This is a genomic window from Coprococcus sp. AF21-14LB (assembly GCF_003458885.1).
Taxonomy (GTDB): Bacteria; Bacillota; Clostridia; order Lachnospirales; family Lachnospiraceae; genus UBA9414.
The window spans coordinates 44,311-70,504 of the sequence record NZ_QRVX01000010.1 but is presented as its reverse complement, the minus strand read 5'-3'; the positions used below and the strand labels follow the sequence as shown (position 1 = coordinate 70,504).

Sequence of the window (26,194 nt, the reverse complement as noted above, 5' to 3'; positions counted from 1 at the left end):
AACGTATAATTTTAAAAATTATAACCGTTATTTTTTTGACATTGATATTCCCCTGTGGTAAACTTACTATAACCGTTATTTTTTTGACATTGATATTCCCCTGTGGTAAACTTACTATAATTATATTCTCATATTGGATGAATTTTTATAAGAATAAAAACAGATGATTTGTAGAGGTGAAATCAGTGGATAAATACGAATATCGGGTAAAAACAGAACAGATGCTGTCTTATATGGATAAGAAAGCATACAAGAAAGCAATGGAAATAGCTGATACGATAGACTGGCGAAGAGTAAAGAATGCATCTATGCTTTGCTCTGTCAGCGAAATATATGAAAATAATGGAGAATATCAAAAGAGCAGAGATGTGCTGTTTGTTGCATATGACAGATCTCCGGGAAGCAGAAAGATTATATACCGTTTAGGAATTCTTGCATTAAAGATGAATGATATTAATGAAGCAACAGATTGCTACGAAGAGTTTGTTCAGCTTGCGCCAAAGGATCCGAATCAGTTTATCTTGAAATATAAAATTTTAAGAGCACAGAAAGCGCCGCTGTCGCAGCAGATAGAAGCTCTGGTAAATTTCAAAAAATCAGAATATGTTGAGAAATGGGCATTTGAACTTGCTAAATTATACCATGAAGCCGGAATGACAGCGGAGTGTCTGGAGGAGTGTGATGATCTAATCCTGTGGTTTAGCGAAGGAAAGTATGTCTATCAGGCGATGGAACTTAAGATGCGCTATAAACCACTGACACCGGCACAGCAGGAAAAATATCGTCAGAGAAGTGAAGAAAAGAATTCTCGTTTTGGAAAGATTGCAACGATTCGCAGGGAACTTCCTCCGGAAGCAAAGCTGCAGTCAGAAAAAGATATTGACAGTGAGGTTGCAGAAACAGAGCCGGCAGAAGAACAACGGGAAGTGATTTCTGAAAAAGTTCACAAGTCAGGTAAGAAGTCAGTAAATGAAGGTAATGAAGAAGATGTGAAGGAAAATCATGTAAAACGTTCTTCTTCAGAGGTGAGACGTATGGGAACACAGGAAGCATTTATTAAAGCAGCAGGATCTAAATTTGCAGAGGAACCTGAAAAAAAAGGTGTTACGGGAGATACGATTGCGAATGCATTTGTATCAGGAGTTGAAGTTGCTAATAAAAAAGCAGGAATTGAAGAACCAAATAGAAGAAAATCAAATCTATCTCAAAAAACGGGAACAATGAAGATTGAAGAGATTTTGCAGAACTGGGAAGCACAACAGAGAGAAGCAGCAAGAACAATTGAAGCTGAGAAGGAAAGATATAAAGAAGAAAAGCAAAAGAAAGTAGGTCAGGACACAGTGCAGATTCTTTCCGCAGATATCCAAAAGCTTTTGGATGAGTTGGAGGGAAAAGAATCAGAAAAAGATGATTTGATGTTTGAGATGCCAGAGGAAGAGGCAACAGAGGAACTTACATCGGAAGAAATTGATGATTTATTAGAGGAACCGGAAGAAGAACCTGAGTTCGAAAATAAGGCAGATCTTGTTGAAGCACTTTTTGTGTTAGATGAAGAGGAAGATCTCGATGAAATTGCTGATGAAGAAGAATTCGATGATGCAGATGAGCCTTATGAAATAGATGAAGATTTTCTTGAAAGTGATGAAGAACTTGACCTGATGGAAGAAGACGAAGAAGACTTTGAATTGTCAGAATTAGAAGAAGACGAGGAAGAACTTGAATTGTCTGAATGGGAAGAAGGCGAGGAAGATCTTGAATTGTCTGAATGGGAAGAAGACGAGGAAGACTTTGAATTGTCTGAATTAGAAGACGATGAAGAAGAATTCGAGCTTGATGAGACAGATGAAGAAGAGTTTGTACTGGAAGAGAATGATGAGGAAGACCTTGAAGAAGATGAATTTGATGCGGATTATGAAGTAGAAGATGACTTTTTTGAGGACGAAGCAGAAACTGATTTCCCGGAAGATGAAGAGGATGATTTTATAGAGAATCCAACTCCAATGGAAGAGCCAGATGAAGATGATGAGGATGATTTCGAAGATTACGAAGAAGATTCTGAAGACGAAGATGATGAGTATGAAGAAGAGTTAGACTTTGATGAAGACGAGGAAGACCTGGACTTCGAAGAGGAAGAAGATTACGAAGAAGAGCCTGACTTTGAAGAGGAGGAAGATTACGAAGAAGAATCGGACTTCGAAGAGGAGGAAGATTACGAAGAAGAATCGGACTTCGAAGAGGAGGAAGATTACGAAGAAGAGCCTGACTTCGAAGAGGAGGAAGATTACGAAGAAGAGCCTGACTTCGAAGAGGAGGAAGTCTACGAAGAAGAAACTGACTTTGATGAGTATCCAGAAGAGGAATATGAGGAGTTAGAAGAAGAGATTGAAGAAGAGGAAGAGCCGATTGAGGAGATCGAAGAAATTGAAGATACGCAAAGTATGATCAAACGTTCTCCGGGTGGTGTTGTTCTTGATACAGGATTTGTTGTGCAGGGACGCTATGACCTTGAAGCGCAGAGTGAGATTGGGCTGAAAGCCGGTCTGACAGAAGAGCAGAAGAAGTTATTCTCTTATTTCGTTCCGGTGCGCGGTATGAGTGAGCAGATTGTAGATGTGCTTGAGGCTGATAAGAGATGTAAGAAGAGATTCGGAACATCACGCACAGGAAATATTGTTATTGTCGGCCGTAAGGGAACCGGTAAGACCGTTCTTGCAGTAGATGTTGTCAAAGCGATTCAGAAGGCAAGAAAAATTAAACATGGCAAAGTTGCTATTGTAACAGGAGAGGCATTGAATAAAAAAGATGTTTCCGATGTAGTTGATAAGCTGCATGGAGGAGCTCTGATTATTGAACGTGCGGGAAGAATGAATTCCAGAACGGTTCGTGAATTAAATGAACTGATGGAAGAACAGACGGGTGAACTTCTTTTTGTTCTTGAGGAACAGAGAAAACCACTTGATAAATTGATGAATGCAAATCCGGCATTTAAAAAGAAATTTACATCAAGATTGGAACTTCCGGTATTTATTAATGATGAGCTTGTAACATTTGGACAGACATACGCAAAAGAGAATGGATACCGAATTGATGAGATGGGTATTCTGGCGCTGTACAGTAAGATCGATATGATGCAGAAAGAAGACCATGCGGTAACAGTTGCGGAAGTAAAAGATGTAATGGATGCTGCGATTGCTCATTCTCAAAAAGCAAATGTAAAACATCTTGTAAAGAGAGTGTTCAAAAAAGGAACGGATGAATCTGATAGAATTATTTTGAAGGAAGACGATTTTAAATTGTAAAATATCAAAAAATATCCGGCTGAAGCAAAGAAGAGAGGTTTGTAAAATGAGAAAATCATTTGTCAAACCTCTTTCTTTTTATGTTGGGGTAAAGTATAATATGTATATTAGAGAAATCCAGGGAGAGTGGAGAGTATGGCAAAACAGATAAAGAAAAAAGCATTTGAAATTGGGGAACTTGATCAATATTTGTTTGGTCAGGGAACACATTATGAGATTTATAAGAAAATGGGAGCCCATAAGGTAAAGAGCGGAAGAAAGACCGGTGTTTACTTTGCAGTATGGGCGCCGCATGCAAAACGCGTTTCTGTTGTGGGAGATTTTAATGACTGGGATACGACAGCAGACATTATGACAAGGGAGGAACCACTTGGAATTTATACGCTTTTTATTCCCGGAGTAGAAGAGGGAATGTTGTATAAATATTGTATTGAGACGCAGAACGGGGATTTGTTGTTTAAAGCGGATCCATTTGCCAATTATGCGGAGATGCGTCCAGGAACAGCATCTCGTGTAACGGATATTTCCAATTTAAAATGGACTGATAATACATGGATGGAGAATCGTAAGACATGGAACCAGGATGAGACTCCGGTTTCCATCTATGAAGTACATATCGGTTCCTGGCGGAGAAGACCGGGAGCGGAAGATGAGGGATTCTATAATTACAGACAGTTTGCCCGTGAGATTACAGAGTATGTGAAAGAGATGGGCTATACTCACATTGAGCTGATTGGGATTGCAGAGCATCCGTTTGACGGTTCCTGGGGATATCAGGTAACAGGCTATTATGCGCCGACTGCGCGCTACGGAACACCAGAAGATTTTGCATATATGATTAATTATCTTCATAAGAACAAAATCGGAGTGATTCTTGACTGGGTTCCGGCACATTTCCCAAGAGATGCACATGGACTTGCAAACTTTGACGGAACACCGACATTTGAATATGCAGATCCGAAGAAGGGAGAACATCCGGACTGGGGAACAAAGATATTCGATTACAGTAAGAATGAAGTAAAGAACTTTTTGATTGCCAATGCACTGTTTTGGCTTGAATATTTTCATGTGGATGGTTTGCGGGTAGATGCCGTTGCATCTATGCTTTATCTTGATTATGGAAAACAGAGCGGGCAGTGGGTACCGAACAAATATGGCGGTAATGAGAATTTAGAGGCAATTGAGTTCTTCAAACATCTAAATTCCTGCGTACTTGGACGTAATCCGGGCGCTATGATGATTGCGGAAGAATCAACAGCCTGGCCGAAGGTAACTGGGAAACCAGAGGATGACGGATTAGGATTTAGTATGAAGTGGAATATGGGATGGATGCATGATTTTACAGAATATATGAAGCTGGACCCGTATTTCAGGAAGGGCTGTCATTATCAGATGACATTTGCCTCAAGCTATGCATACAGTGAGAAATATATTCTTGTGTTATCCCATGACGAAGTAGTGCATTTGAAATGCTCCATGCTGAATAAGATGCCGGGACTTGGATTTGATAAGTTTGCGAACCTAAAAGTAGGATATGCATTTATGATTGGACATCCGGGCAAAAAGCTTTTGTTTATGGGACAGGATTTTGCTCAGCTTCGCGAGTGGAGTGAGGAGCGGGAACTGGACTGGTATCTGCTGAGCGAGGAGAATCATCAATATCTGCAGAATTTCACGAAAGATCTGTTCCGTCTGTATCATAAGAACAAAGCACTATATGAACTTGATACAGTTCCGGAAGGATTTGAGTGGGTAAATGCAGATGATAAGGACAGAAGTATTTTCAGTTTCATCAGACATTCTAAGGATAATAAGAAAAATCTTTTGTTCGTATGCAATTTTACTCCAATGGCACGCGAAGATTATCGCGTAGGTGTTCCGCGAGGAAAACAATACAAATTGATTCTTAACAGTGATGATAAGAAGTACGGCGGAAGCGGAGCAGAGAGACCGCTTGTGTATAAGGCAAAGAAGAAAGAATGTGATGGAAGACCATATTCTTTTGCGTATTCTCTGCCGCCGTATGGAGTTGCCGTATTTGAATTTTAGAAAGCGTATGGGCTAATAAGTTTGCTTTACTGTTATTTTTTGTTTCGACAGCAAAGGTGTGCCAGCGCATCGGCTGCCTCGTTGAAAGAGCGCTGAAGCTGGCAGAGACAACGATTCCATTTTGGTTTGTCATATAGGAATCTGCAAAAGCGGAAACGAAAATGATTATGATACATAAAAAATCTGCCGTGGTCGTTCTTGATAATAAGATATGCGACTGCGGCAGATTTATTTCTTAAGGTTTTGCAATTAATTTGTGAATTGGATTGCCAAGGGCAGAGAATTTGGCCTCGTATTCTGTCATGACATTTCCTTCATTCATGGTAGGATCGTTATGAAGGTCAAAGGTGTGGCCGAGTAATGTCCATCCTGCTTCGGGAATCTGTTCAAGCGAGAAGTCAAAGAGTGGACGATTATCTGTTTTGAATTCCAGAATGCCATCTTTGTTTAGAACCGGGGCATATTTTGTAAGAAAATTAACGGAAGTCAGACGGCGTTTGGCATGGCGTGCTTTTGGCCATGGATCAGAAAAGTTCAGATAAATGCGTCCGATTTCTTCTGGGGCAAATACATCCTGAATATCCCCGGCATCCATACAAATGAAACGAATGTTGGTCAGATGACAGAATTCTTCAGAATCATATTTCTCAAGTGCGCGCAGCAACACACTGGAATAGCGTTCAATTCCGATGTAGTTGATTTCGGGATTCTGTTTTGCGAGTGTAAGAATAAATTGTCCTTTTCCCATGCCGATTTCGATGTGGATCGGATGATTGTTCTGGAAAACAGAAGACCATATTCCACGGTTGGCAGTTTCATTTTTTATTGCGATTGGATGATTCAAAATTACTTCATCCGCACGCGGAATATTACGAAGTCTCATAATAACTATACTCCTTGTGGTTTTCTAATAAATGTTGTTTCAGAGTTTGTGTTTAACTCTTTTATAATAGAAGATTTTTGATTGTTCGACAAGTATTTTCTGTGGGAAGAAGAGGAATTTCGATAGGAAAGATAACGTGTGAAAGAAAAATGACAAAACTATGAAAAAGTGAGAAGAAATTTAAGAAAAAATAAAAAAGTTCTTGCTTTTCCAAATTCTATGGTATATAATATCACTTGTGTTAAGAACTGAATACAATTTGCACCATTAGCTCAGTTGGTAGAGCAGTAGACTCTTAATCTATTTGTCCAGGGTTCGAGTCCCTGATGGTGCACTTGAAGCACTGTTTTTGATGAATGTACATCGGGGACGGTGCTTTTGTTATATAGAAAATGCGGTGCGTTGCAAGTGATTTGATGATATGATACAATAAAGGCGCAATGCAAAGCGGTAAAGGATGGAAGGTAACGATGATCAGAACATGGCTGGCAGATGTATCTGTGCTGAAATCAGAGATAAAATATCAGGAATGTTATCAAGAACTGCCGCCGGAGCGAAAGAAAAAGGCGGACAGACTTGCCAGAGAACAGGGGCGCTGGCAGAGTGTTGGAGCAGGGGTTCTCTTGGAACGTATGCGCAGCCGATATGATCCGACAGGAAAGGCGCTGTATAATCTGTCCCATTCGGGAGCGTATGCAATCTGTTCTATGGAAGATGATGAGAGACGAGCAACGAAATTGGGCTGTGACATTGAGGTTGTAAAGGAATATCGAAGAAAAGTAGCAGCACGTTTCTATACAGAAACAGAATTTCATCTGATTGAAAACTGTGCAGGGGAAGAAGAGAAGAGAGAGTTGTTTTATCGGTTCTGGGTGTTGAAAGAGAGTTTTATGAAAGCAACAAGACTTGGGACAGCGCTTTCTCCAAGTGAGTTTGAGATTGGCTTTGAGGAAACAGGGGCAAGGCTGCTTGGTCGTCCGGATGAATTTCCGGAACCATTTTTTTATCGGGAATATGAGGCAGAGGGAGTTGAAGCGAAGATTGCGGTGTGTGCAGATGCAGATGATTTTGCGCCGGAACTTCATATAGAGATATTGTAGACAAAAGAAAGCGGGAAAATATGGAAAAACAAAAAATAAAGTTTGGAGTACTTGGAAAACGTGTGCATCGTGCTTACAAACGTATGCGACCTGCACAGAGACGGAAAATGATACTGAATACTGCAATTGTCATTGCAGGAATTGCGGCAGGAATATTGTCCGGCTATTTGTTAGGAGAAGGACTTGCAGAACGAAAGGCGGATGCTGATATCAAAGCTGCAGAGAAGAAGCTTTACCGAATTCAGGAACAGCTTCAGGAAGTGAATCAGCAGTTGGAAGAAAGCGGTGCGGTAGAAGATGCAGCGCTTGCAGAGCGCATGAAAGAGTTCGAGGATGGAATTCCGTGGAATATGACGCTTGTGAATGCGGAGAATCCGATGCAGGAAGGATATGTGCCGGAGCTTGCAGAGGTGGAGAATGGTTATAGCGTTGATGCGAGGATTGCAGAGGATCTGAATGCCATGCTTGCGGCGGCAAGAGCAGACGGATGTCAGCCTCAGATCTGTTCAGCCTATCGGTCTGTGGAAAAGCAGGTTCAGGTTTTTAATGATACAGTCAATAGTTGGATAAGTCAGGGCAGCAGTTTCTGGGATGCTTACCAGAGGACGACACAGGAGGTAGCGCTTCCGGGTACGAGTGAACATGGAATTGGACTTGCAGTTGATATCGTTTCAAGCCAGTATGCGGAGCTTGATGCAAAGCAGGCAGAGACTATGGAAGCACAGTGGCTTCAGGAACACTGCTATGAATATGGTTTTATTTTGCGATATCCACCGGAGAAACAATCTCTGACAGGCATTATCTATGAACCGTGGCATTATCGATATGTGGGGAGAGAGATGGCGCAGAAGATAAAAGAATCAGGTCTTACATTGGAGGAATATTTAGGAAAAACCTATTAGACATTCTGCGGAAAATATTGTCAGATCCGGAAGAAATCGGTCAGGAATTTGACAGCGATTGCGTTGACGAATGATATTGTATTTGCTAAAATAATAGAAGAAAATAATTGGTTTATGTAGAAAGAATTACGTTTCGGATAATGGAGATATGATAGTACGGAGGAGGAAGAAACATGTTGGATTTGACATTTGGTGAACAGGTAAAGATTGTTTTGAGCCGTAAGGGAATGACGATTAAAGAATTGGCAGAGACGATAGAAGAACGTACCGGGAAGAAGATGTCGAGACAGAACCTGACACAGCGGCTTGGAAGAGATAACTTCCAGGAGCAGGATATGCGCATGATTGCTGAGATTTTGGAGTGTCCGTTTCATTTGAGTATTCTGGATGATGATGACGCAGAGAGGGCAGCGCAGGAGGCAGAGCATGCAGTTGAGGCAACACATCCGGAAGAGAAGAAGCATCCGGAAGGACCTGTGCAGAGATTCATTGTGGCAGGAGCGAATCACCATGAGGAACTAATCTACAGTCCGGTCAGGGATGTGACAATCGGCGAGCTTGCGGATTTTGGCGAGGCGGTGAAAGAACAGGAAGAACAGGCTGAACAGGAAGAGGCAGAAGCTGAGAATCTGGAAGAAACAGAAGAAAACTTTGCAGAAGAATCTGCAGAGGAGATGGAAAGCGAAGATGTTCAGGAAGAAGTTTTGGAAGAATCTGTATCTGAAGAAGAGGAAGAAGCGTCCGTAGAAGATAGTGACACAGAAGAAGTAACATCTGAAGGGGAAGAAGCTTTCGAGGAAATCACACAAGAAGCAGATACAGCAGCGCAGGAAGACGTGACGGAAGATAAGGCGGAGGCAGATGAGACAGAGCATAAGGTAAGTGAGGAAGAATCTTATGCAAAGAAAAAGGCTGTAACGAATGTCTTTAAGGAATATATTAAGAAGCCGCTGCTGCGTGGATATAATAAAGCACATACAGAAGAGCGTGAAGAAGAACAGGCGTCAGATGTTCAGGAAGAAGCGCAGATTCCGGCACAAGAAGCAGTAGAAGAAAGAAAACCGGAACCAAAAGAAGAAGTAAAAGGCGAGATTAATCCTTATACAGGAAGAGAGTATGAGACGAACAGTGTTCGTATGCATCCAAAGAGAATCGGTTATGTACAAGTGTATGACCGTGCAGATCATAAATGGACAGATATGACAGAATGGGCATTTCTTGGCTATCAGGAACGCAAGAAAGCAATGCTTGGAAAGGATTATGAGCCGCCGATCTATTTGGATTAATCCGGAGTATTTACAAGAAGCGATAAAGGATGTCTCAAATGAAAGTTTGAGACATCCTTTCTTAACATAGAGGATTTGTATAAAAGTCAATGGGAGGAACTGTATGGAATGGAAAAGGTTACTGTCAGAAAAACGATGCCGGGAGACTGCCGGACAGAGAAATCATTCTGATCTTCGGAGCGAATTTGAGAAAGATTACCACAGGATTATCGGGAGTGCGTCCTTTAGACGGCTTCAGGATAAGACGCAGGTGTTTCCGCTGGATAAAAGCGATTTTATAAGGACGCGCCTGACACATTCGTTAGAAGTATCTTCTCTTGCCAAATCATTGGGGCAGAATATCGGTGAATATATATTAAGTCAAAAATGTGATGAAACATTTACAGCGCAGATGAAAGAAGACCTGTGTAATATTGTGCAGTGCGCCGGCCTGATCCATGATATAGGCAATCCTCCGTTTGGACATTTTGGAGAAATAACGATCCGAGAATGGTTTGAAGAGCATTTGCCGCAGATGACATTCTATGGGCGACCAATCACAGAGGTACTGACAGAGCAGATGCAGCAGGATTTTTATCACTTTGAAGGGAATGCACAGGCACTGAGGCTTGTGAGTAAGCTTCATTTTCTTGTCGATGAATATGGAATGAATCTGACATATGGGCTTTTGAATACGATTATTAAATATCCGGTATCATCATTAGAGGTTAATCCGCTTTCGGATCATCTGAAAGATAAGAAAATAGGATATTATTATGCAGAGAAAGAGCTGTTTGAGGAGATTACAAAGGAAACCGGAGCCGGGAAGTGCAGGCATCCACTTACCTATATTTTAGAAGCGGCAGATGATCTGGCATATAAGACAGCTGATATTGAAGATGCATTTGTAAAAGGTTTTGTTTCTTATGAAATATTGAAACAGGAGTTGGGGAACATGCAGATGCAGACCGGATTTGATGCGTTAGGGACATTAGAGCGGCTTTACCGCAGAGCAGAAGAAAAGAACTTGCAAGATCCGGCAGAGTATGCGGTCAAAAACTGGCTTGTACGGGCACAGTCCTATCTGATACAGTGTGCTACGGAAGGGTTTACACAAAATTATAATAAGATTATGGCCGGAGAGAAAAAGACAGATCTCTTTGAAGGAACAGCCGGAGAAGAACTTATGGAACTTCTTGGAAATCTGGCATATAAAAAAGTGTTCGACACGAATACAATTTATAGAATGGAAGTGACAGAATCGGTGATGGTACATTTTCTGATGGATAAGTTTGTGGGAGCGATTATTTATTATGATACTGACCGCAAATTAAACTCTATTGAGAAGCGGCTTGTATCTTTTATTTCTGAGAATTACAGAAATGCTTATCATTGTCATGCAAAGGGCAAGTCAGAGGAAGAGAGGCTGTATCTTAGACTGCTTCTTGTGACGGATTATATTTGTGGAATGACGGATAGTTATGCGAAACGTCTGTATCAGGAGATGAATGCAATGGTCTCTTAGTTCTTTTTCCTTATTTCCCGGAATAAACTAATAAAAAGAAATGATGGGAAGGTAAGGAGTATGGAAAGTTTTATTCGATATCTTTATGAATATAAGGACGAGCAAAGGGTTCGGAATGTTGGATTTGTAAAGGTGGATCAGGGAGAAGAAGGAGGAACGCTGCAAATACATGGGAGAGGAACATTTCTGAATAATGCAGATATCAGAGTGTATCTTGTTTATATGGAAGGAAAGAGATGCCGCGGGATTTTGATGGGACAGCTGGAACATGTGCAGTCAATCTTGAGCTGCCGTCTTGTCTATGACAGGGAAGAAATTGAGCCATATGCAGATTTGGAAGAACTGAGAGGAATCATGCTTGAGACAAACGGACAGGGTACATATGCTGCGGTGTGGGATGAGGGTGTACTTCCGTTAGATCAGATGGAGCCTGCAGTTCCGAGAGAGGAGCGTCCCAGTATGGGAAAAGATATGGCTTCGGAGGAATCGGTGGAAGCAGAGGTGTCGGAAATATTAGAGGCCTGTGCCGAAGAAGGAGTTATAGAGAAAGAACCGGGAACGGATGCCGGAGAGGAAGAAAAAGAAGAGCCGGGAACTGGCGCCGAAGAGGAAGGAAAAGAAGAGCCGGGAACTGGCGCCGAAGAGGAAGGAAAAGAAGAGCCGGAAGCCGTTGCAGAAGAGCAGTCGGAAGAAAGCAATGAGAACAGACAGGAGCAGAGATATTGTAAAATTATGCGAGAGGATATGAAAAAACTGCCTCAAAAGAACTGGTATCTTGCGAATAATAGTTTTTTGCTTCATGGTTATTATAATTATCGACATCTTTTGCTGATTACAGATGAGGGAAAACGGTATCTTGGCGTGCCGGGCATCTACCATCGAAGAGAAGAAGCAGCGGCTCGTTCGTTTGGATTTTCGGAGTTTTGCCGCATTTCGGAGGATAGTATTATACTGTCGCCGCAGGAATGTGACAGAGAAAATGATTTTGGATATTGGTGCAGGGAACTGGAAGGGGAATAGATGATGAAGAAACTTACAGATGATGAACGGTTTATGAAAGAAGCAATACGTCAGGCAAGAAAAGCTTATGCCATTGGAGAAGTGCCGATTGGCTGCGTAATCGTATATGAAGGCAGAGTGATCGCGAGAGGATATAACCGCAGAACGATTGATAAGAATACACTGGCACACGCAGAACTGCTTGCAATACGCAAAGCAAGCCGAAAGCTGGATGATTGGAGACTGGAAGGCTGTACAATGTATGTGACGTTGGAGCCATGTCAGATGTGTTCCGGGGCGATTATTCAGGCGCGTATTCCGAAAGTAGTAGTTGGATGCATGAATCCGAAAGCGGGATGTGCAGGTTCTATTTTGAATCTTCTTGACGTACCTCAGTTTAATCATCAGGCAGAGCTTGTGACAGGGGTGTTGGAAGAGGAATGCAGTCAGATGATGAAAAATTTTTTTAAAGAGCTGCGGGAAAAGAAAAAAGCGGCGAAAAATGAAGAGAAAAAATGTGAGAAAATTGAGAAAAATGATTGATATATCTACAGAAATACGATATACTAATAGAACGTGCAGCCGGGGTGTTAGCGGTACCTTGTACCTACAATCCGCTATAGTGGGGGTGATGTTACACGGAGGGCTTTCTTTTGCGAAGCTGCCTCTGGTAAGTGGCGTTGATGTCTGGGTCTCACGCGGCGAGACTCTGTGAACCGTGTCAGGTCGGGAACGAAGCAGCACTAAGCAGATGCTTTCGGGTGTTGTGAGGGTGCCTGGCTGAGTTTACTGCCAGAGTAACGTTCGGGGGAGACTGTTCGAAGTGTAACGCACGTAAAGAGAAAAGAGTTTTGAATCGGCATCCGGTATGGGTGCTTTTTTCTATATAGAAAATACTTCGGGAGGAGATACGATATGAAGATAGTGTTAGCAGCAGTGAATGCCAAATATATACATTCCAATCTTGCTGTGTACAGTCTGAAAGCATATGCGAAGACATTTGCATCAGAAATAGAGATTGCGGAATATACGATTAACCAGCAGACAGACGATATCCTAATGGATCTTTATAAGCGACAGCCGGATATGCTGTGTTTTTCCTGTTATATATGGAATCTGCGGTATGTAGAAGAACTTATAAAAGAAATTCACAAAATTTTGCCGGAGACGATTCTGTGGGCAGGCGGTCCGGAAGTGTCCTATGACAGCCGGAACGTATTGGAACGACTGCCGGAGTTGACGGGCGTTATGAAAGGTGAGGGAGAAAAAACATTTCTTGAATTGCTGAACTGCTATCACTGCAAGGAAAAAACACAGGATGATCTGGGAGATATTACCGGAATCACATTTCGCCGGACAGACGGTGTGATCGCAGAGAATGAATGGCGGGAGATCATGGATCTGAGTGAAGTGCCTTTTGTATATGAAGATATGACATTATTTGAAAATAAGATTATTTATTATGAATCGAGCCGGGGCTGTCCGTTTCGGTGCAGCTACTGTCTGTCTTCTGTAGATAAATGTCTTCGTTTCCGGAAGCTGGATCTTGTCAGGAAAGAACTGCAATTCTTTCTGGATGCGAAAGTGCCGCAAGTAAAATTCGTAGATCGGACGTTTAACTGCCGCCATGAACATTCAATGGCAGTGTGGTCTTATATTAAGGAACATGATAATGGTGTGACGAATTTTCATTTTGAAATTTCAGCAGATCTTCTGAATGAAGAAGAAATTGCATTGATCAGATCAATGCGTCCGGGTTTGATTCAGCTTGAGATAGGAGTGCAGTCTACGAATCCGGAAACAATCCGGGAAATCCGCCGGACGATGAAGTTTGAAGAAGTTGCAAGAATTGTGCGGGAGTTAAATGAAAACAAAAATGTACACCAGCATCTTGATCTGATTGCAGGACTTCCGTTTGAGGATTATGAAAGTTTTGGAAAATCCTTTGATGATGTGTATGCACTCCAACCGGAGCAGCTGCAGCTTGGGTTTTTGAAGGTACTGAAAGGCTCTCATATGGAAGAAGCAAAAGACAAGTATGGACTTGTGTATAAAAATGAGCCGCCATATGAAGTACTGTATACAAAGTGGCTGCCATATGCAGACGTACTTAAATTAAAAGGGATAGAGGAGATGGTGGAAGTCTATTATAACAGCGGACAGTTCCAATATACATTGAAAGCTTTGGAGAGAGAATTTTCTTCTGCGTTTCAGATGTATGAATCGCTGGCAGTATTTTATGAACAACATAGGCTTCATCAGATGAGTCATTCGAGAGTGACAAGATATGAGATACTGCTGGATTTTGTGAAACAAATCTGTCCTGACAAGGAAGACTTCTACAAAGAACTGCTGACATTTGATCTATATTTGAGAGAAAATGCAAAGACTCGTCCGGATTTTGCAGGAGAATCACTTGTGACGAAAGAATGGCTTCAAGAATTCTATGACAGAGAGGCAAAAGAACCGGTTTGCCTGAGAGGATATGCAGGGTATGACAAGCGTCAGATGAGAAAAATGACTCATGTGGAGAAATTTACCAGAGCTTCTGAAAATATTTGCGGAAAAGAAGAGCCGGTTTATGTACTTTTTGATTATCAGGATCGCAATCCGCTCGACCATCAGGCGGCATGTTATTTCTTGCAAAATGACGGCAAAGAGTATAAAATGGCAAATAAGTAATCGGAGGTGAAAAATCCATGAATTTTTTTAATAAAAAAACGCGTAAGATGATTGCTGTCATTACATTAATTGTAATTGTGGCAATGGTATTGACAATGATTATTCCGTATTTGATGTAATTGACAGACCATATAAGGGGGACGAGGATGAAACTAGGAAAAGTGACACAGACAGTAAGAAAGAGATCTGTGTAAAACAGTTGAAATCAAAACGTCGGGAAATTTTCCCGGAGATGACGGTGGAAGAGACGTGCTGGGGGCTGAAACCGGGAGAAGGGGAGTCAATACTTCTCGCGGAGGCAGCAAGATATGGAAACCAGAAAGATTTGGGAGTCTATGCGATAGCGGCGGCGGCAAATGATCTGGCAGCGCACGGGGCATCCGTGGTCGGAGTGAGTGCAAGGATCATGCTGACAGCCTATGCGTATGAATCAAGGCTAAAAGCAATGGTAGCTGAGATGGAGCAGGCGGCAGAAGAGCAGGGATTCCAGATTGCGGATGTGAAAGTGGAAATCTGTCCGGTTATCTCTACAACGATTGTAAGCGTTACAGCGGCAGGGCTTGTGAAAGAGGAAGAAATGTGTCGGGTTTTTGACACGAAAGCAGGTCAGGAGCTGGTGCTGACAAAGTGGATCGGGATGGAAGGAACGCTGCGGGCGTTAGAAGAACGAAAAGAAGAACTGGAAGAGCGATTTGTTCCGGCATTTTTGAAACAGACTGAACTTTGGAAGAAGTATCTGTTTGTACAAAAAGAAGCTGAGATCGCAAGAAAGTACAAAGCATCAGCAATGCATACAATCACAGAAGAAGGGGTACTTGGCGCACTCTGGGAGATGGCGGATTCTGCAGGACTTGGTATGTGCGTGGAGATGCGGGAACTTCCGATCCGGCAGGAGACTGTAGAAATATGCGAATTCTGCCATTTGAACCCTTATGAACTAACATCTGCGGGATGTCTGCTGATTGCGGCAGAGGATGGTGCGGGACTTGTGGAGGAACTTCGCAGGGCGCATATTCCGGCAGCAGTAATCGGAAGATTCACAGACGGCAATGACAGAATTTTAATGCGAGGCGAAGAAGTCAGCTATCTGGATCGTCCGGCAGCAGATGAGCTTATGAAGCTGTTTGCAGATGAGAAAGAAGCATAGACAGGAGGAATGCGAAATGGATATGAGAACACAGATTTTAAAATACATGGAAAAGAACAGTAAAGTTGATCCAAGTGAACTGGCAGTTCTGCTAGGAACAAATGAAGTAACAGTTGTAAATGAGATCGCTAAGATGGAGAAGGAAAATATTATTTGCGGTTATCATACACTGATCAATTGGGAAAAAGCCGGAACAGATTCTGTTACTGCGCTGATCGAGGTGCGGGTAACGCCGCAGCGCAACAGAGGATTTGAGCGGATTGCGGAGCGCATTTATAATTATCCGGAAGTAAATTCTGTGTATCTGATTTCCGGGGCATACGACCTTCTTGTTACGATTGAGGGAAGAACTTTAATGGAAATATCACAGTTTGTTTCTGATAAGCTCTCTCCGATTGATGAAGTGATTTCCACAGCGACACATTTTATCTTGAAAAAATACAAAGATCACGGAACAATTATGAATGTAAAAGAGAAAGAAGAAAGGATACCGGTGAGTCTGTAATGAGAAATCCATTATCAAAAGTTGTAACAGAAATAAAACCGTCCGGTATTCGTAAATTTTTCGATATTGTAAGTGAAATGGAAGATGCGATCTCCCTTGGCGTTGGAGAGCCGGATTTTGATACTCCGTGGCGAATTCGGGAAGAAGGAATTTACTCTCTGGAAAGAGGGCGCACATTTTACACATCCAACGCAGGACTTAAAGAACTGAAAGAAGAAATTGTGAAATATCTCAAACGCACAGTGAATGTAGAATATAATCCGGCTAATGAAGTTGTTGTAACGGTCGGAGGAAGCGAGGGAATTGATATTGCTCTCCGCGCAATGTTAGATCCGGGAGACGAAGTGCTGATTCCTCAGCCAAGTTATGTTTCTTATCTGCCATGTACTGAACTGGCAGGCGGTGTTCCGGTAACAATTCCGCTGAAAAATGAAAATCAGTTTAAATTAACTGCGAAAGAGCTGGAGGCATATATTACACCAAAGACAAAGATCCTTGTACTTCCATTTCCGAATAATCCGACAGGTTCTGTCATGACGGAAGAAGATCTCCGCCCAATTGCAGCGCTCGTGGAAAAATATGATCTTTATGTCATTTCTGATGAAATCTATTCGGAACTTACTTATGGGAATAAACATGTATCTATTGCGTCGCTTCCGGGAATGAAGGAGAGAACCATTCTGATCAATGGATTTTCGAAAGGATTTGCCATGACAGGCTGGCGTCTTGGATATTCCTGCGGGCCAAAAGAGATTATTGAGCAGATGATCAAAATCCATCAATTTGCAATTATGTGCGCGCCTACGAATAGTCAATATGCGGCAATCGAAGGACTGCGTCACTGTCAGAAGGAAGTAGAAGAAATGCGTGAAGCCTATAATCAGAGAAGACGGTTTCTGATGCATGAATTTGAGCGTATGGAGCTGCCGTGTTTTGAACCGTTCGGAGCATTTTATGTATTTCCATGTATCAAAGAATTTGGCATGACATCAGAAGAATTTGCGCTGAAATTTTTGGAAGAAGAGAAAGTCGCAGTTGTTCCTGGCACAGCATTTGGCGATTGCGGAGAAGGGTTCCTTAGAATTTCTTACGCATATTCTCTGGAAGACTTAAAGGAAGCAATTTCCAGACTGGAACGTTTTATTATAAAATTACGCAGGGAGAAAAATCATGATTAATATTGTTTTGTTTGAGCCGGAAATTCCGGCTAATACGGGAAATATCGGAAGAACTTGTGTGGCTACCGGGACAAGACTTCATTTGATCGAACCGTTAGGATTCCGATTAAATGAAAAAGCGATTAAGCGTGCGGGAATGGACTATTGGGATGATCTTGATGTGACAACCTACATTGACTATGAAGATTTTCTGGAAAAGAACCCGGCAGCAAAGGAAAAAATGTATATGGCAACAACAAAAGCAGTTCATGTGTATACAGAAGTGAATTTTGAACCAGACTGTTATATTATGTTCGGAAAAGAAAGTGCAGGTATACCGGAGGAGATTCTTGTACAGCATAAAGAAAACTGTATTAGGATTCCAATGCTTGGAGAGATACGTTCGCTGAATCTTGGCAACTCAGTTGCTGTCGTTCTCTATGAGGCGCTTCGTCAGAATGGTTTTGCAGGAATGAATCTGGAGGGACATTTGCATAGACTGGAGTGGTAGGAACATTCCAGTCTAAAAGATTTGTTAAATAAAAAAGTCAAATATTAAAATTGTGGAAAATTACTAAAATTGATTGATAAAATTAAAACGGTATGATACTATTAGTTAATACGAAGGGTGGTGATTGTGTGTTACAGGAAACAATCAAGGCAGTCAAAGATGCCGAGAATAAGGCCGAAACTATTCTTAAAGAGGCCGATGAAAAAGTGATTTCCTTAAGAGAGCAGGCAAATCAGGATGCAAAAACTCTAAAGGAAGAGGAAGCAAAAAAAGCTCGTGAACACGCAGCAGAAGCGCTTGAGGCAGCAAAAGCCAAAGCTGAGAGTGAGATGAAGATTTTTGATTCCGAAACAGAAAAAGAAATTGCAGCGTTAAAGCAGAGGGCAGCGGAAAAAGAGAATAAAGCCATTGAGATGGTGATTTCAAGTCTTTATTAACCGCTGTATTTTTTTAGCTACAAATTTTGTACTAAAATAAATACAATCCTGAAAATGCAGTTTCAAACTAAAAAAATAGAGAAAGGAGGAGTTGGTAATGGCAGTATTGCAAATGCAGAGATTTAGTATCTGTGCATTGAAGAAAAAGCGAAAAGCAATATTGGAAGAACTTCAGGCTTTTGGGGCATTGGAAGTAAATGTATCTTTTCCGGAAGAAGAGGAACATTCTCTTCGGAAGATGGATACGGTAGAATCCCGTCAGACATTTGATAAGAATGCGGTATTGGCAGACAATGCACTTGAAGTTCTGCAGGAATTTGCACCGGAGAAGACGTCAATGTTTTCTTCACTGGAAGGCAAAGCTCTCATTGATAAATCAGTTTATGATGAGACGGCAGAACGAAAAGACGAGATTATCCATACAGCCAATGAGATACTTGGTCTGAAGAAAAAGCTTGCAGAGAACAAGGCGGCAATCGTGAAGGTGGAGAACCAGATTGAAGCGCTGACTCCGTGGCTTGACCTGGATGTTCCGATGGATATTCAGGGAACAAAAGATGCTGCAGTATTGATTGGAAGTATTAACAGTCAGGTAACGCTTGATGATATCTACACAAAGATAGCTGAGGCGCAGCCGGAGCTGGAAGCGATGGATATTCAGGTAATTTCATCCGACAGCGATCAGACATGTATTGCGGCAGTTTGCCTGAAGAAAGATGTGAAAGAGTTTGAAAAAGCTCTTCGAAGCATCGGTTTTTCAAGACCAGCTCAGAATATCCGAAAAATTCCGCGTGAATTTAAGCAGGAATTACAAGAAAGTGCAGCAAAAATCGCAGAAGAGAATGAACAGATTGAAAAGCAGATCAGAGAAATGGCAGTTGCCAGAGATGATCTGAAATTAATCTCAGATTATTTCAGAGTCCGTGCTCAGAAATATGAAGTACTCGGACAGCTTCCGCAGTCAAGAGATACATTCTTTATCAGCGGTTATATTCCGCAAAAGAAAGTGGATACGCTTCGTAAGAAACTGGAATCGAAATATGATATTGTAATTGATGTCGAAGATATTCCGGATGAAGAGGAAGCGCCGGTTCTCCTGGAGAACAATAAGATTGCAGGATCTGTAGAAGGCGTTCTGGAATCTTACGGACTTCCGAAGAAGGGAGAGATAGATCCGTCAGCAATTATGTCGATCTTCTATATTTTCTTCTTTGGACTTATGCTTTCTGATGCAGCATATGGAATTATTGTTTTTATCGCATGTGCAGTTGTATTAAAGAAATTCCCGAGAATGAGTGAGGGAATGCAGAAAACCATTCGTATGTTTAAATATTGTGGACTCTCCACATTATTCTGGGGATTAATGTTCGGAGGTATATTCGGAGACGTAGTATCTGTTGTCTCTCGTGTATTCTTCGGTCATGAAGTAACCGTACCACCCCTATGGTTTGAACCATTAAAAGACCCAATGAAGCTTTTGATCTACTCTCTGGCATTTGGTGTGATTCACCTCTTTACAGGACTTGGAATCAAAGGTTATCTGTGTATCAAAGAGAAAAAATACATGGATTTTATCTGTGATGTTGTTCTTTGGTATATGCTGCTGATCGGTCTGATCTTAATGCTGCTTCCAAGCCAGATTTTCGTATCAATGACTCAGATGAATATCGTATTCCCGCCAGCAATCGCAATGCTCTCGAAAGTACTGGCTATTGTTGGTGCAGCCGGTATCGTACTGATGTCAGGAAGAAGCAATAAGAATTTTGGACTTCGTATCGCACTTGGCGCTTATGATCTGTACAATATTACAGGTTGGCTGAGTGATGTGCTTTCTTATTCTCGTTTACTTGCATTAGGACTTGCAACAGGAGTTATCGCTTCTGTAGTAAACCAGATGGGAAGTATGTTTGGAAGTGGAATCATCGGAATGATCGGATTCCTTGTTGTATTTGTTGTTGGTCATACACTGAATATGGCAATCAACTTATTAGGTGCATATGTGCACACGAACCGTTTACAGTTCGTAGAGTTCTTCGGTAAATTTTACGAAGGCGGCGGACGCCCGTTTAATCCATTTAAACAAGAAACAAAATATGTTGATATTAAGGAGGAATAATATCATGAGTGAATTAGGATTAGTTTATGCTTTATTAGGAGCAGCAGTAGCTGTATTTTTAGCAGGTGCAGGATCATCAATCGGTGTTGGTATCGCAGGTCAGGCTGCATCAGGAGTTGTAACAGAAGACCCAAGTAAGTTCGCAAAAGTACTTATCATGCAGCTGCTTCCTGGTACACAGGGTATCTACGGTCTGCTTGTTGGATTCATCACATTATCTAAGATTGGTCTGTTAGGCGGAACACCGGCATCAATCGATCCAAAAACAGGTCTTTTGATCCTTGCAGCATGTCTTCCGATCGGTATTGTAGGTCTTATCTCTGGAAAATATCAGGGAAAAACAGCAGCAGCATCTATCGGTATCGTAGCAAAGAAACCAGAACAGTTTGGTAAAGCTATGCTGTTCCCGGCAATGGTTGAGACATACGCAATCCTTGCTCTTCTGATCTCTATCTTAGCAGTAAGTGCTATTCCGGTTTAATTTGCAGCGGAATCAAGAATGTAAATATAGAAATCAAAGAAGGAGAGTTCAAGGATGGCTGGATTAGATAAAATTGTAAACCAGATTCTGGAAGAGGCGAACAACTCCGCAGGCGAAAAGATTCAGAATGCAAAGCAGGAAGCAGAAGAAATCCTGCAGAAAGCAAGAGAAGAATCAGCTAAGGAAACTGAGAAGATTGCAGCAAAGGCTGCAGCTGACGTAAAGAATTACGAAGACAGAGTAAAATCTTCCGCAGATCTTTCCAGAAGAACAAAAATTCTGGAGACGAAGCAGGAAATGATCGCTGCTGTCCTCGACAAGGCATATGTAACTTTCTGTCAGAAATCTGACGCAGAGTATTTTGAAACAATCAAAGCAATGCTGAATAAATTTGCGCTGGCAGAAAACGGAGAGGTTATTTTCTCAGCAAAAGACCTTGAAAGAATGCCGGATGGATTCGCAGAAGAGATCCAGAAAATTGCCGCCGCAAAAGGCGGAACACTTGCCCTTTCAAAAGAGAGCAGACAGATAGAAGGCGGTTTTGTGCTTGTATATGGAGGCATCGAAGAAAACTGCACATTCAGAGCGCTGTTTGATTCTCAGAAAGATGAATTACAGGACAAAGTTCAGAAAATATTATTTTTATAAAGCGCATTCCGCGAAAGGAGGATTTGGCTTATGGCAAAACAGGAATACACCTATGCGGTTGCGCGAATCAGAGCGAAGGAAGTGTCATTATTTTCAAAGTCTGTGATTGAGCAGCTTCTCACATGTAAGACAGAACAGCAGTGTCTGCAGTTTTTGTCTGAGAAAGGCTGGGGAGATGCAGATACTCCAATGGAGGCAGAGGCGATACTGACACGCGAGCGTGAAAAAACATGGGAACTGATGAAAGAGTTGGCAGACGATATGTCAGTCTTTGACGTACTGTCATATCCGGATTTGTTCCAGAACCTGAAGGCAGCAGTAAAAGCAGCAGTCAGCGGTTTGGAACATCTGGATATCTTTGTACAGGATACAGCAATTTCCGGCGAAGAGATGCTGGATATTGTAAAGAGCAAAGAATTTCACAGACTTCCGGAATTCATGGCACAGGCAGCGAGAGAGGCTTATGACACACTTCTGCATACAAGAGACGGACAGTTATGCGATATCATGATTGATAAAGCTGCACTGGATGCTATTTATGCAGCCGGTATGAAGGCCGAAGATGATCTGATCAGAGAATATGCAGAGTCTACAGTGGCCGTTGCAGATATTAAGATTGCAGTTCGTTCGCAGAAGACCGCAAAATCTTTGGAATTTATGAAAAAGGCTATGGCAGAGTGCGGCACATTAAGTGTCGATCATCTTGCCCATGCGGCGCTGAATGGAATGGAAGCAATTCAGGAATATTTAGGCGGAACTGTGTATGCACAGGGAGCCGAAGCACTGAAGGAATCTCCGTCAGCATTTGAGTGCTGGTGTGATAACCGGATCATTGAGACGATTAAGCCTCAGATTCGGAATCCATTTTCAATCGGTCCTCTTGTTGCATATGTAATCGCAAGAGAAAATGAAATTAAAACGGTGAGAATTATTCTTTCCGGTAAGCTCAATGGGCTTCCGGAGAAGTCTATCCGGGAAAGGATAAGGGAAATGTATGTATAAGATTGCAGTAATTGGCGATTATGACAGTATTTACGGCTTTGCCACACTGGGTCTTGACACATATCCGGTTACGGACCCGGAGAAGGCAGCAGAACAGTTAACGCAGCTTGCTAAAGGAGGATACGCTGTAATCTATATTACAGAAGCTCTGGCAGCTGTGTTGGAACACGAAATAGATAAATATCGTCTTGAGAAACTTCCGGCAATTATTCAGATTCCGGGTGTATCAGGAAATACAGGTGCAGGTGTTGACGCAGTTAAGAAATTCGTCGAGCAGGCAGTTGGTTCAGATATTCTATTTGGTGATGAATAGGAAAGTGGGTGATTAGTCCAAATGAGTAAGGGAACGATTAAAAAAGTTGCAGGACCGCTGGTTATCGCCAAAGGAATGCGTGACGCTAATATGTATGACGTTGTGCGTGTAAGTAATCAGCGTCTGATCGGTGAGATCATTGAAATTCATGGAGATGAGGCCTCAGTACAGGTTTATGAGGAAACATCAGGATTAAAACCAGGAGAACCGGTAGAATCCATCGGCGAACCTATGTCAGTAGAATTAGGACCTGGTCTGATCACAAGTATTTATGACGGAATTCAGCGTCCGCTTGATGATATCATGAAGGTATCCGGTGGAAACAGCCTGAAGCGCGGTGTCGAAGTTCCTTCTCTGAAAAGAGATAAAAAATGGGAGTTCGTTCCGGTTGCAAAAGTTGGCGATGAGGTAGAAGGCGGAGACGTTCTTGGTACTGTACAGGAGACAATCGTTGTACAGCAGAAGATCATGGTACCTCCTTCTATGAAAGGTAAAGTAAAAGAAATCAAAGCGGGTACATTTACTGTAGATGAAGTTATTGCAGTACTTGAGACAGCAGACGGAGACAAAGAACTTACAATGGTACAGAAATGGCCGGTTCGTAAAGGACGTCCGTACCAGAAGAAGCTTCCGCCGCGTCAGCCGCTTGTAACAGGACAGCGAGTTGTTGATACATTCTTCCCGATTGCTAAGGGTGGTGTTGCAGCTGTACCTGGACCATTCGGAAGTGGTAAAACAGTTATTCAGCATCAGCTTGCAAAATGGGCTGAAGCAGATATCGTTGTATACATTGGATGTGGAGAACGTGGAAACGAAATGACAGACGTTCTGAATGAGTTCCCGGAACTGAAAGACCCGAAAACAGGTCAGTCTCTGATGCAGAGAACAGTTCTGATCGCGAACACATCAGATATGCCTGTTGCTGCCCGTGAGGCATCTATCTATACAGGTATTACAATTGCAGAATATTTCCGTGACATGGGATATTCAGTAGCTCTTATGGCAGACTCTACATCACGTTGGGCAGAGGCGCTTCGTGAGATGTCAGGACGTCTGGAAGAGATGCCAGGTGAAGAAGGCTATCCGGCTTACCTCGGTTCTCGTCTGGCACAGTTCTACGAGAGAGCAGGTCATGTAGTATCTCTCGGTAAAGATGCAAGAGAAGGTGCACTTTCTGTAATCGGTGCAGTATCTCCTCCTGGTGGAGATATTTCTGAGCCGGTATCTCAGGCAACACTTCGTATTGTAAAAGTGTTCTGGGGACTGGATTCCGCACTTGCTTACAAACGTCACTTCCCGGCAATCAACTGGCTGACAAGTTACTCTCTGTATGTAGATGATATGGGTAAATGGTTCGATAAGGAAGTTGCAGATGACTGGATGGCAGACCGTCAGAGAATGATGAGTCTTCTTCAGGAAGAAGCAGAACTGGAAGAAATCGTTAAGATGGTAGGTATGGATGCACTTTCACCGACAGACCGTCTGAAGATGGAGCATCACGCTCTATCCGTGAGGACTTCCTGCACCAGAACTCTTTCCATGAGATTGATACTTATACATCTCTGAGAAAACAGTACCTGATGATGAAACTTGTGCTTGCATATTATGACAATGCAGTAGAGGCGTTGAAAAATGGCGCACCATTAAATGATTTGATCAACCTGGCAGTTCGTGAACGTATCGGACGTTACAAATATACACATGAAGATCAGATTGAAGAAGAATATAAGAAAGTGAGCGAAGAGCTTCACAAAGAAATCGCCAACACACTTGGAAAGGAGGACTTCTAAATGCCGAAAGAATATAGAACCATACAGGAAGTTGCCGGTCCTCTGATGCTGGTACGCGGCGTAGAAGATGTAGCATTTGATGAATTAGGTGAGATTGAGCTGTCCAACGGCGAAACACGTCGTTGCCGTGTTCTTGAAATTAACGGAAGTGATGCACTCGTTCAGTTATTTGAGAACTCAACAGGTATCAACCTTTCCGACAGTAAAGTACGTTTCCTCGGACGAAGCATGGAGCTTGGTGTATCAGCAGATATGCTTGGCCGTGTATTCGATGGTCTGGGACGTCCGATCGATGATGGTCCGGAGATTCTTCCGGAAGCAAGAATGGACGTAAACGGTCTTCCGATGAATCCGGCTGCAAGAAGCTATCCGGAAGAGTTCATTCAGACAGGTGTATCAGCAATTGATGGTCTGAACACACTTGTTCGTGGACAGAAACTTCCGATCTTCTCAGCTTCCGGTCTTCCACATGCTAACCTGGCAGCTCAGATTGCAAGACAGGCAAAAGTACGCGGAACAGACGAACCGTTCGCCGTTGTATTTGCTGCTATGGGTATCACATTCGAAGAATCTAACTTCTTCGTAGAAAGCTTTAAAGAAACAGGTGCGATCGATAGAACAGTTCTTTTCATGAACCTGGCAAATGACCCTGCGGTAGAGCGTATCGCTACACCGAAGATGGCATTAACAGCAGCAGAATACCTTGCATTTGAAAAAGATATGCATGTACTTGTTATCCTGACAGATATCACAAACTATGCAGATGCACTCCGTGAAGTATCAGCAGCTCGTAAAGAAGTTCCGGGACGTCGTGGATATCCGGGATATATGTATACGGACCTTGCTACAATGTATGAACGTGCAGGCCGTCAGGTTGGTAAGAAGGGAAGTATCACAATGATCCCGATTCTTACAATGCCTGAAGATGATAAGACACACCCAATCCCTGACTTAACAGGATATATTACAGAGGGACAGGTAATCCTGAGCCGTGATCTTTATCGTAAAGGTATCCAGCCGCCGATCGACGTTCTTCCGTCTCTGTCACGTCTGAAAGACAAAGGTATCGGAGAAGGAAAAACTCGTGCGGATCATGCCAATACAATGAACCAGCTGTTCGCAGCATATGCGCGTGGTAAAGAAGCGAAGGAATTAATGGTAATCCTCGGTGAAGCTGCTCTTACAGAGATCGACCTGATCTATGCTAAGTTTGCAGACGAATTCGAGAAAGAATATGTATCTCAGGGTTATTTCACAGATCGTCCGATTGAGGAGACACTGGAAATCGGATGGAAATTGCTTTCTATCCTGCCGAGAAGTGAGCTGAAACGTATCGATGATAAGTTCCTGGATATGTATTACGGAAAATAATCCGTAAGGAAA

At 42.3% G+C, this 26,194-nt stretch carries 21 protein-coding genes, 1 tRNA gene, 1 other RNA gene and 1 pseudogene; 23 read left to right on the top strand and 1 reads right to left on the bottom strand.

From position 1 onward, the window contains the following. The first annotated feature begins 221 nt into the window (after window positions 1-221). Together DWX73_RS13510 and glgB are read left to right on the top strand one after the other, a co-directional pair. The gene (locus DWX73_RS13510) at window positions 222-3,299 is read left to right on the top strand and encodes a hypothetical protein (RefSeq protein WP_242996614.1); all 3,078 of its coding nucleotides are present in this window, start codon (window positions 222-224) and stop codon (window positions 3,297-3,299) included. Window positions 3,300-3,434: 135 nt separating this feature from the next. Beyond that, window positions 3,435-5,348, top strand: coding sequence for a 1,4-alpha-glucan branching protein GlgB (glgB, locus tag DWX73_RS04215; protein WP_118347159.1), 1,914 nt, complete (start codon window positions 3,435-3,437; stop codon window positions 5,346-5,348). Window positions 5,349-5,583: 235 nt separating this feature from the next. On the opposite strand, the gene trmB is transcribed toward glgB, so the two are convergent. After that, window positions 5,584-6,231: a tRNA (guanosine(46)-N7)-methyltransferase TrmB gene (gene trmB, locus DWX73_RS04210; protein ID WP_118347157.1), complete on the bottom strand. Its 648-nt coding sequence runs from the start codon at window positions 6,229-6,231 to the stop codon at window positions 5,584-5,586. Window positions 6,232-6,492: 261 nt separating this feature from the next. Between trmB and DWX73_RS04205 the strand changes: the two genes are divergently transcribed. The 21 genes and pseudogenes from DWX73_RS04205 (at window position 6,493) to DWX73_RS04105 (ending at window position 26,182) form a co-directional block, all read left to right on the top strand. Further along, window positions 6,493-6,565, top strand: a tRNA-Lys gene (locus DWX73_RS04205). Between the two features lie 136 nt (window positions 6,566-6,701). Beyond that, window positions 6,702-7,331 carry a 4'-phosphopantetheinyl transferase family protein gene (locus DWX73_RS04200; RefSeq protein ID WP_158556822.1) on the top strand — a complete coding sequence of 210 codons (630 nt, stop codon included), beginning with the start codon at window positions 6,702-6,704 and terminating at the stop codon, window positions 7,329-7,331. A gap of 20 nt (window positions 7,332-7,351) precedes the next feature. Further along, window positions 7,352-8,233 (top strand): M15 family metallopeptidase, encoded by an 882-nt coding sequence (locus tag DWX73_RS04195; protein WP_242996612.1) that lies wholly within the window; start codon window positions 7,352-7,354, stop codon window positions 8,231-8,233. A 173-nt stretch (window positions 8,234-8,406) separates the two neighbouring features. After that, complete coding sequence (locus DWX73_RS04190; protein WP_118347153.1) at window positions 8,407-9,519, top strand: hypothetical protein; 1,113 nt, start codon at window positions 8,407-8,409, stop codon at window positions 9,517-9,519. Between the two features lie 103 nt (window positions 9,520-9,622). Further along, entirely contained in the window at window positions 9,623-11,023 is a 1,401-nt protein-coding gene (locus tag DWX73_RS04185) for a deoxyguanosinetriphosphate triphosphohydrolase (RefSeq protein ID WP_118347151.1), read from the top strand. A gap of 60 nt (window positions 11,024-11,083) precedes the next feature. Continuing rightward, window positions 11,084-12,043 (top strand): DUF6128 domain-containing protein, encoded by a 960-nt coding sequence (locus DWX73_RS04180; RefSeq protein WP_118347149.1) that lies wholly within the window; start codon window positions 11,084-11,086, stop codon window positions 12,041-12,043. After that, a complete protein-coding gene (gene tadA, locus DWX73_RS04175) occupies window positions 12,044-12,565 on the top strand; it encodes a tRNA adenosine(34) deaminase TadA (protein ID WP_118347147.1) in 522 nt (173 codons plus the stop codon). A 31-nt stretch (window positions 12,566-12,596) separates the two neighbouring features. Then, window positions 12,597-12,858: signal recognition particle sRNA large type (ffs, locus tag DWX73_RS04170), an RNA gene on the top strand. Window positions 12,859-12,937: 79 nt separating this feature from the next. Beyond that, window positions 12,938-14,704: a B12-binding domain-containing radical SAM protein gene (locus DWX73_RS04165; RefSeq protein ID WP_118347145.1), complete on the top strand. Its 1,767-nt coding sequence runs from the start codon at window positions 12,938-12,940 to the stop codon at window positions 14,702-14,704. 199 nt (window positions 14,705-14,903) lie between these two features. Continuing rightward, window positions 14,904-15,851 carry an AIR synthase-related protein gene (locus DWX73_RS04160; protein ID WP_118347143.1) on the top strand — a complete coding sequence of 316 codons (948 nt, stop codon included), beginning with the start codon at window positions 14,904-14,906 and terminating at the stop codon, window positions 15,849-15,851. Window positions 15,852-15,873: 22 nt separating this feature from the next. Then, complete coding sequence (locus DWX73_RS04155; protein WP_118347163.1) at window positions 15,874-16,356, top strand: Lrp/AsnC family transcriptional regulator; 483 nt, start codon at window positions 15,874-15,876, stop codon at window positions 16,354-16,356. Then, window positions 16,356-17,534 carry an aminotransferase class I/II-fold pyridoxal phosphate-dependent enzyme gene (locus tag DWX73_RS04150; RefSeq protein ID WP_118347140.1) on the top strand — a complete coding sequence of 393 codons (1,179 nt, stop codon included), beginning with the start codon at window positions 16,356-16,358 and terminating at the stop codon, window positions 17,532-17,534. The genes DWX73_RS04155 and DWX73_RS04150 overlap by 1 nt, the downstream gene beginning before the upstream one ends. After that, entirely contained in the window at window positions 17,527-18,024 is a 498-nt protein-coding gene (locus DWX73_RS04145) for a tRNA (cytidine(34)-2'-O)-methyltransferase (protein WP_118347138.1), read from the top strand. The genes DWX73_RS04150 and DWX73_RS04145 overlap by 8 nt, the downstream gene beginning before the upstream one ends. Window positions 18,025-18,152: 128 nt before the next feature. Next, window positions 18,153-18,461 carry a hypothetical protein gene (locus DWX73_RS04140; protein ID WP_118347136.1) on the top strand — a complete coding sequence of 103 codons (309 nt, stop codon included), beginning with the start codon at window positions 18,153-18,155 and terminating at the stop codon, window positions 18,459-18,461. Window positions 18,462-18,558: 97 nt separating this feature from the next. Continuing rightward, complete coding sequence (locus DWX73_RS04135; RefSeq protein WP_118347134.1) at window positions 18,559-20,577, top strand: V-type ATP synthase subunit I; 2,019 nt, start codon at window positions 18,559-18,561, stop codon at window positions 20,575-20,577. A gap of 4 nt (window positions 20,578-20,581) precedes the next feature. Further along, window positions 20,582-21,058: a V-type ATP synthase subunit K gene (locus tag DWX73_RS04130; protein ID WP_118347132.1), complete on the top strand. Its 477-nt coding sequence runs from the start codon at window positions 20,582-20,584 to the stop codon at window positions 21,056-21,058. Between the two features lie 54 nt (window positions 21,059-21,112). Further along, window positions 21,113-21,706 (top strand): V-type ATP synthase subunit E, encoded by a 594-nt coding sequence (locus tag DWX73_RS04125; RefSeq protein ID WP_118347130.1) that lies wholly within the window; start codon window positions 21,113-21,115, stop codon window positions 21,704-21,706. A gap of 30 nt (window positions 21,707-21,736) precedes the next feature. Then, window positions 21,737-22,708: a V0D/AC39 family V-type ATPase subunit gene (locus DWX73_RS04120; RefSeq protein ID WP_118347128.1), complete on the top strand. Its 972-nt coding sequence runs from the start codon at window positions 21,737-21,739 to the stop codon at window positions 22,706-22,708. Continuing rightward, on the top strand, window positions 22,701-23,021 hold the full coding sequence (locus tag DWX73_RS04115) for a V-type ATP synthase subunit F (RefSeq protein WP_118347126.1): 321 nt from the start codon (window positions 22,701-22,703) through the stop codon (window positions 23,019-23,021). Before DWX73_RS04120 ends, DWX73_RS04115 begins: the two co-directional genes overlap by 8 nt. Window positions 23,022-23,042: 21 nt before the next feature. Then, window positions 23,043-24,811 (top strand): annotated as a pseudogene (locus DWX73_RS04110) (V-type ATP synthase subunit A). Continuing rightward, window positions 24,812-26,182: a V-type ATP synthase subunit B gene (locus DWX73_RS04105; RefSeq protein WP_118347124.1), complete on the top strand. Its 1,371-nt coding sequence runs from the start codon at window positions 24,812-24,814 to the stop codon at window positions 26,180-26,182. Window positions 26,183-26,194 lie beyond the last annotated feature (12 nt).

What these genes read in the sequence shown, in the direction of transcription:
- DWX73_RS13510 (WP_242996614.1), top strand. Translation starts at nt 222, where the DNA reads ATGCTGTCTTATATGGATAAGAAAGCATACAAGAAAGCAATGGAAATA.
- glgB (WP_118347159.1), top strand. Translation starts at nt 3,435, where the DNA reads ATGGCAAAACAGATAAAGAAAAAAGCATTTGAAATTGGGGAACTTGAT.
- trmB (WP_118347157.1), bottom strand. Translation starts at nt 6,231, where the DNA reads ATGAGACTTCGTAATATTCCGCGTGCGGATGAAGTAATTTTGAATCAT.
- DWX73_RS04200 (WP_158556822.1), top strand. Translation starts at nt 6,702, where the DNA reads ATGATCAGAACATGGCTGGCAGATGTATCTGTGCTGAAATCAGAGATA.
- DWX73_RS04195 (WP_242996612.1), top strand. Translation starts at nt 7,352, where the DNA reads ATGGAAAAACAAAAAATAAAGTTTGGAGTACTTGGAAAACGTGTGCAT.
- DWX73_RS04190 (WP_118347153.1), top strand. Translation starts at nt 8,407, where the DNA reads ATGTTGGATTTGACATTTGGTGAACAGGTAAAGATTGTTTTGAGCCGT.
- DWX73_RS04185 (WP_118347151.1), top strand. Translation starts at nt 9,623, where the DNA reads ATGGAATGGAAAAGGTTACTGTCAGAAAAACGATGCCGGGAGACTGCC.
- DWX73_RS04180 (WP_118347149.1), top strand. Translation starts at nt 11,084, where the DNA reads ATGGAAAGTTTTATTCGATATCTTTATGAATATAAGGACGAGCAAAGG.
- tadA (WP_118347147.1), top strand. Translation starts at nt 12,044, where the DNA reads ATGATGAAGAAACTTACAGATGATGAACGGTTTATGAAAGAAGCAATA.
- DWX73_RS04165 (WP_118347145.1), top strand. Translation starts at nt 12,938, where the DNA reads ATGAAGATAGTGTTAGCAGCAGTGAATGCCAAATATATACATTCCAAT.
- DWX73_RS04155 (WP_118347163.1), top strand. Translation starts at nt 15,874, where the DNA reads ATGAGAACACAGATTTTAAAATACATGGAAAAGAACAGTAAAGTTGAT.
- DWX73_RS04150 (WP_118347140.1), top strand. Translation starts at nt 16,356, where the DNA reads ATGAGAAATCCATTATCAAAAGTTGTAACAGAAATAAAACCGTCCGGT.
- DWX73_RS04145 (WP_118347138.1), top strand. Translation starts at nt 17,527, where the DNA reads ATGATTAATATTGTTTTGTTTGAGCCGGAAATTCCGGCTAATACGGGA.
- DWX73_RS04135 (WP_118347134.1), top strand. Translation starts at nt 18,559, where the DNA reads ATGGCAGTATTGCAAATGCAGAGATTTAGTATCTGTGCATTGAAGAAA.
- DWX73_RS04130 (WP_118347132.1), top strand. Translation starts at nt 20,582, where the DNA reads ATGAGTGAATTAGGATTAGTTTATGCTTTATTAGGAGCAGCAGTAGCT.
- DWX73_RS04125 (WP_118347130.1), top strand. Translation starts at nt 21,113, where the DNA reads ATGGCTGGATTAGATAAAATTGTAAACCAGATTCTGGAAGAGGCGAAC.
- DWX73_RS04120 (WP_118347128.1), top strand. Translation starts at nt 21,737, where the DNA reads ATGGCAAAACAGGAATACACCTATGCGGTTGCGCGAATCAGAGCGAAG.
- DWX73_RS04115 (WP_118347126.1), top strand. Translation starts at nt 22,701, where the DNA reads ATGTATAAGATTGCAGTAATTGGCGATTATGACAGTATTTACGGCTTT.
- DWX73_RS04105 (WP_118347124.1), top strand. Translation starts at nt 24,812, where the DNA reads ATGCCGAAAGAATATAGAACCATACAGGAAGTTGCCGGTCCTCTGATG.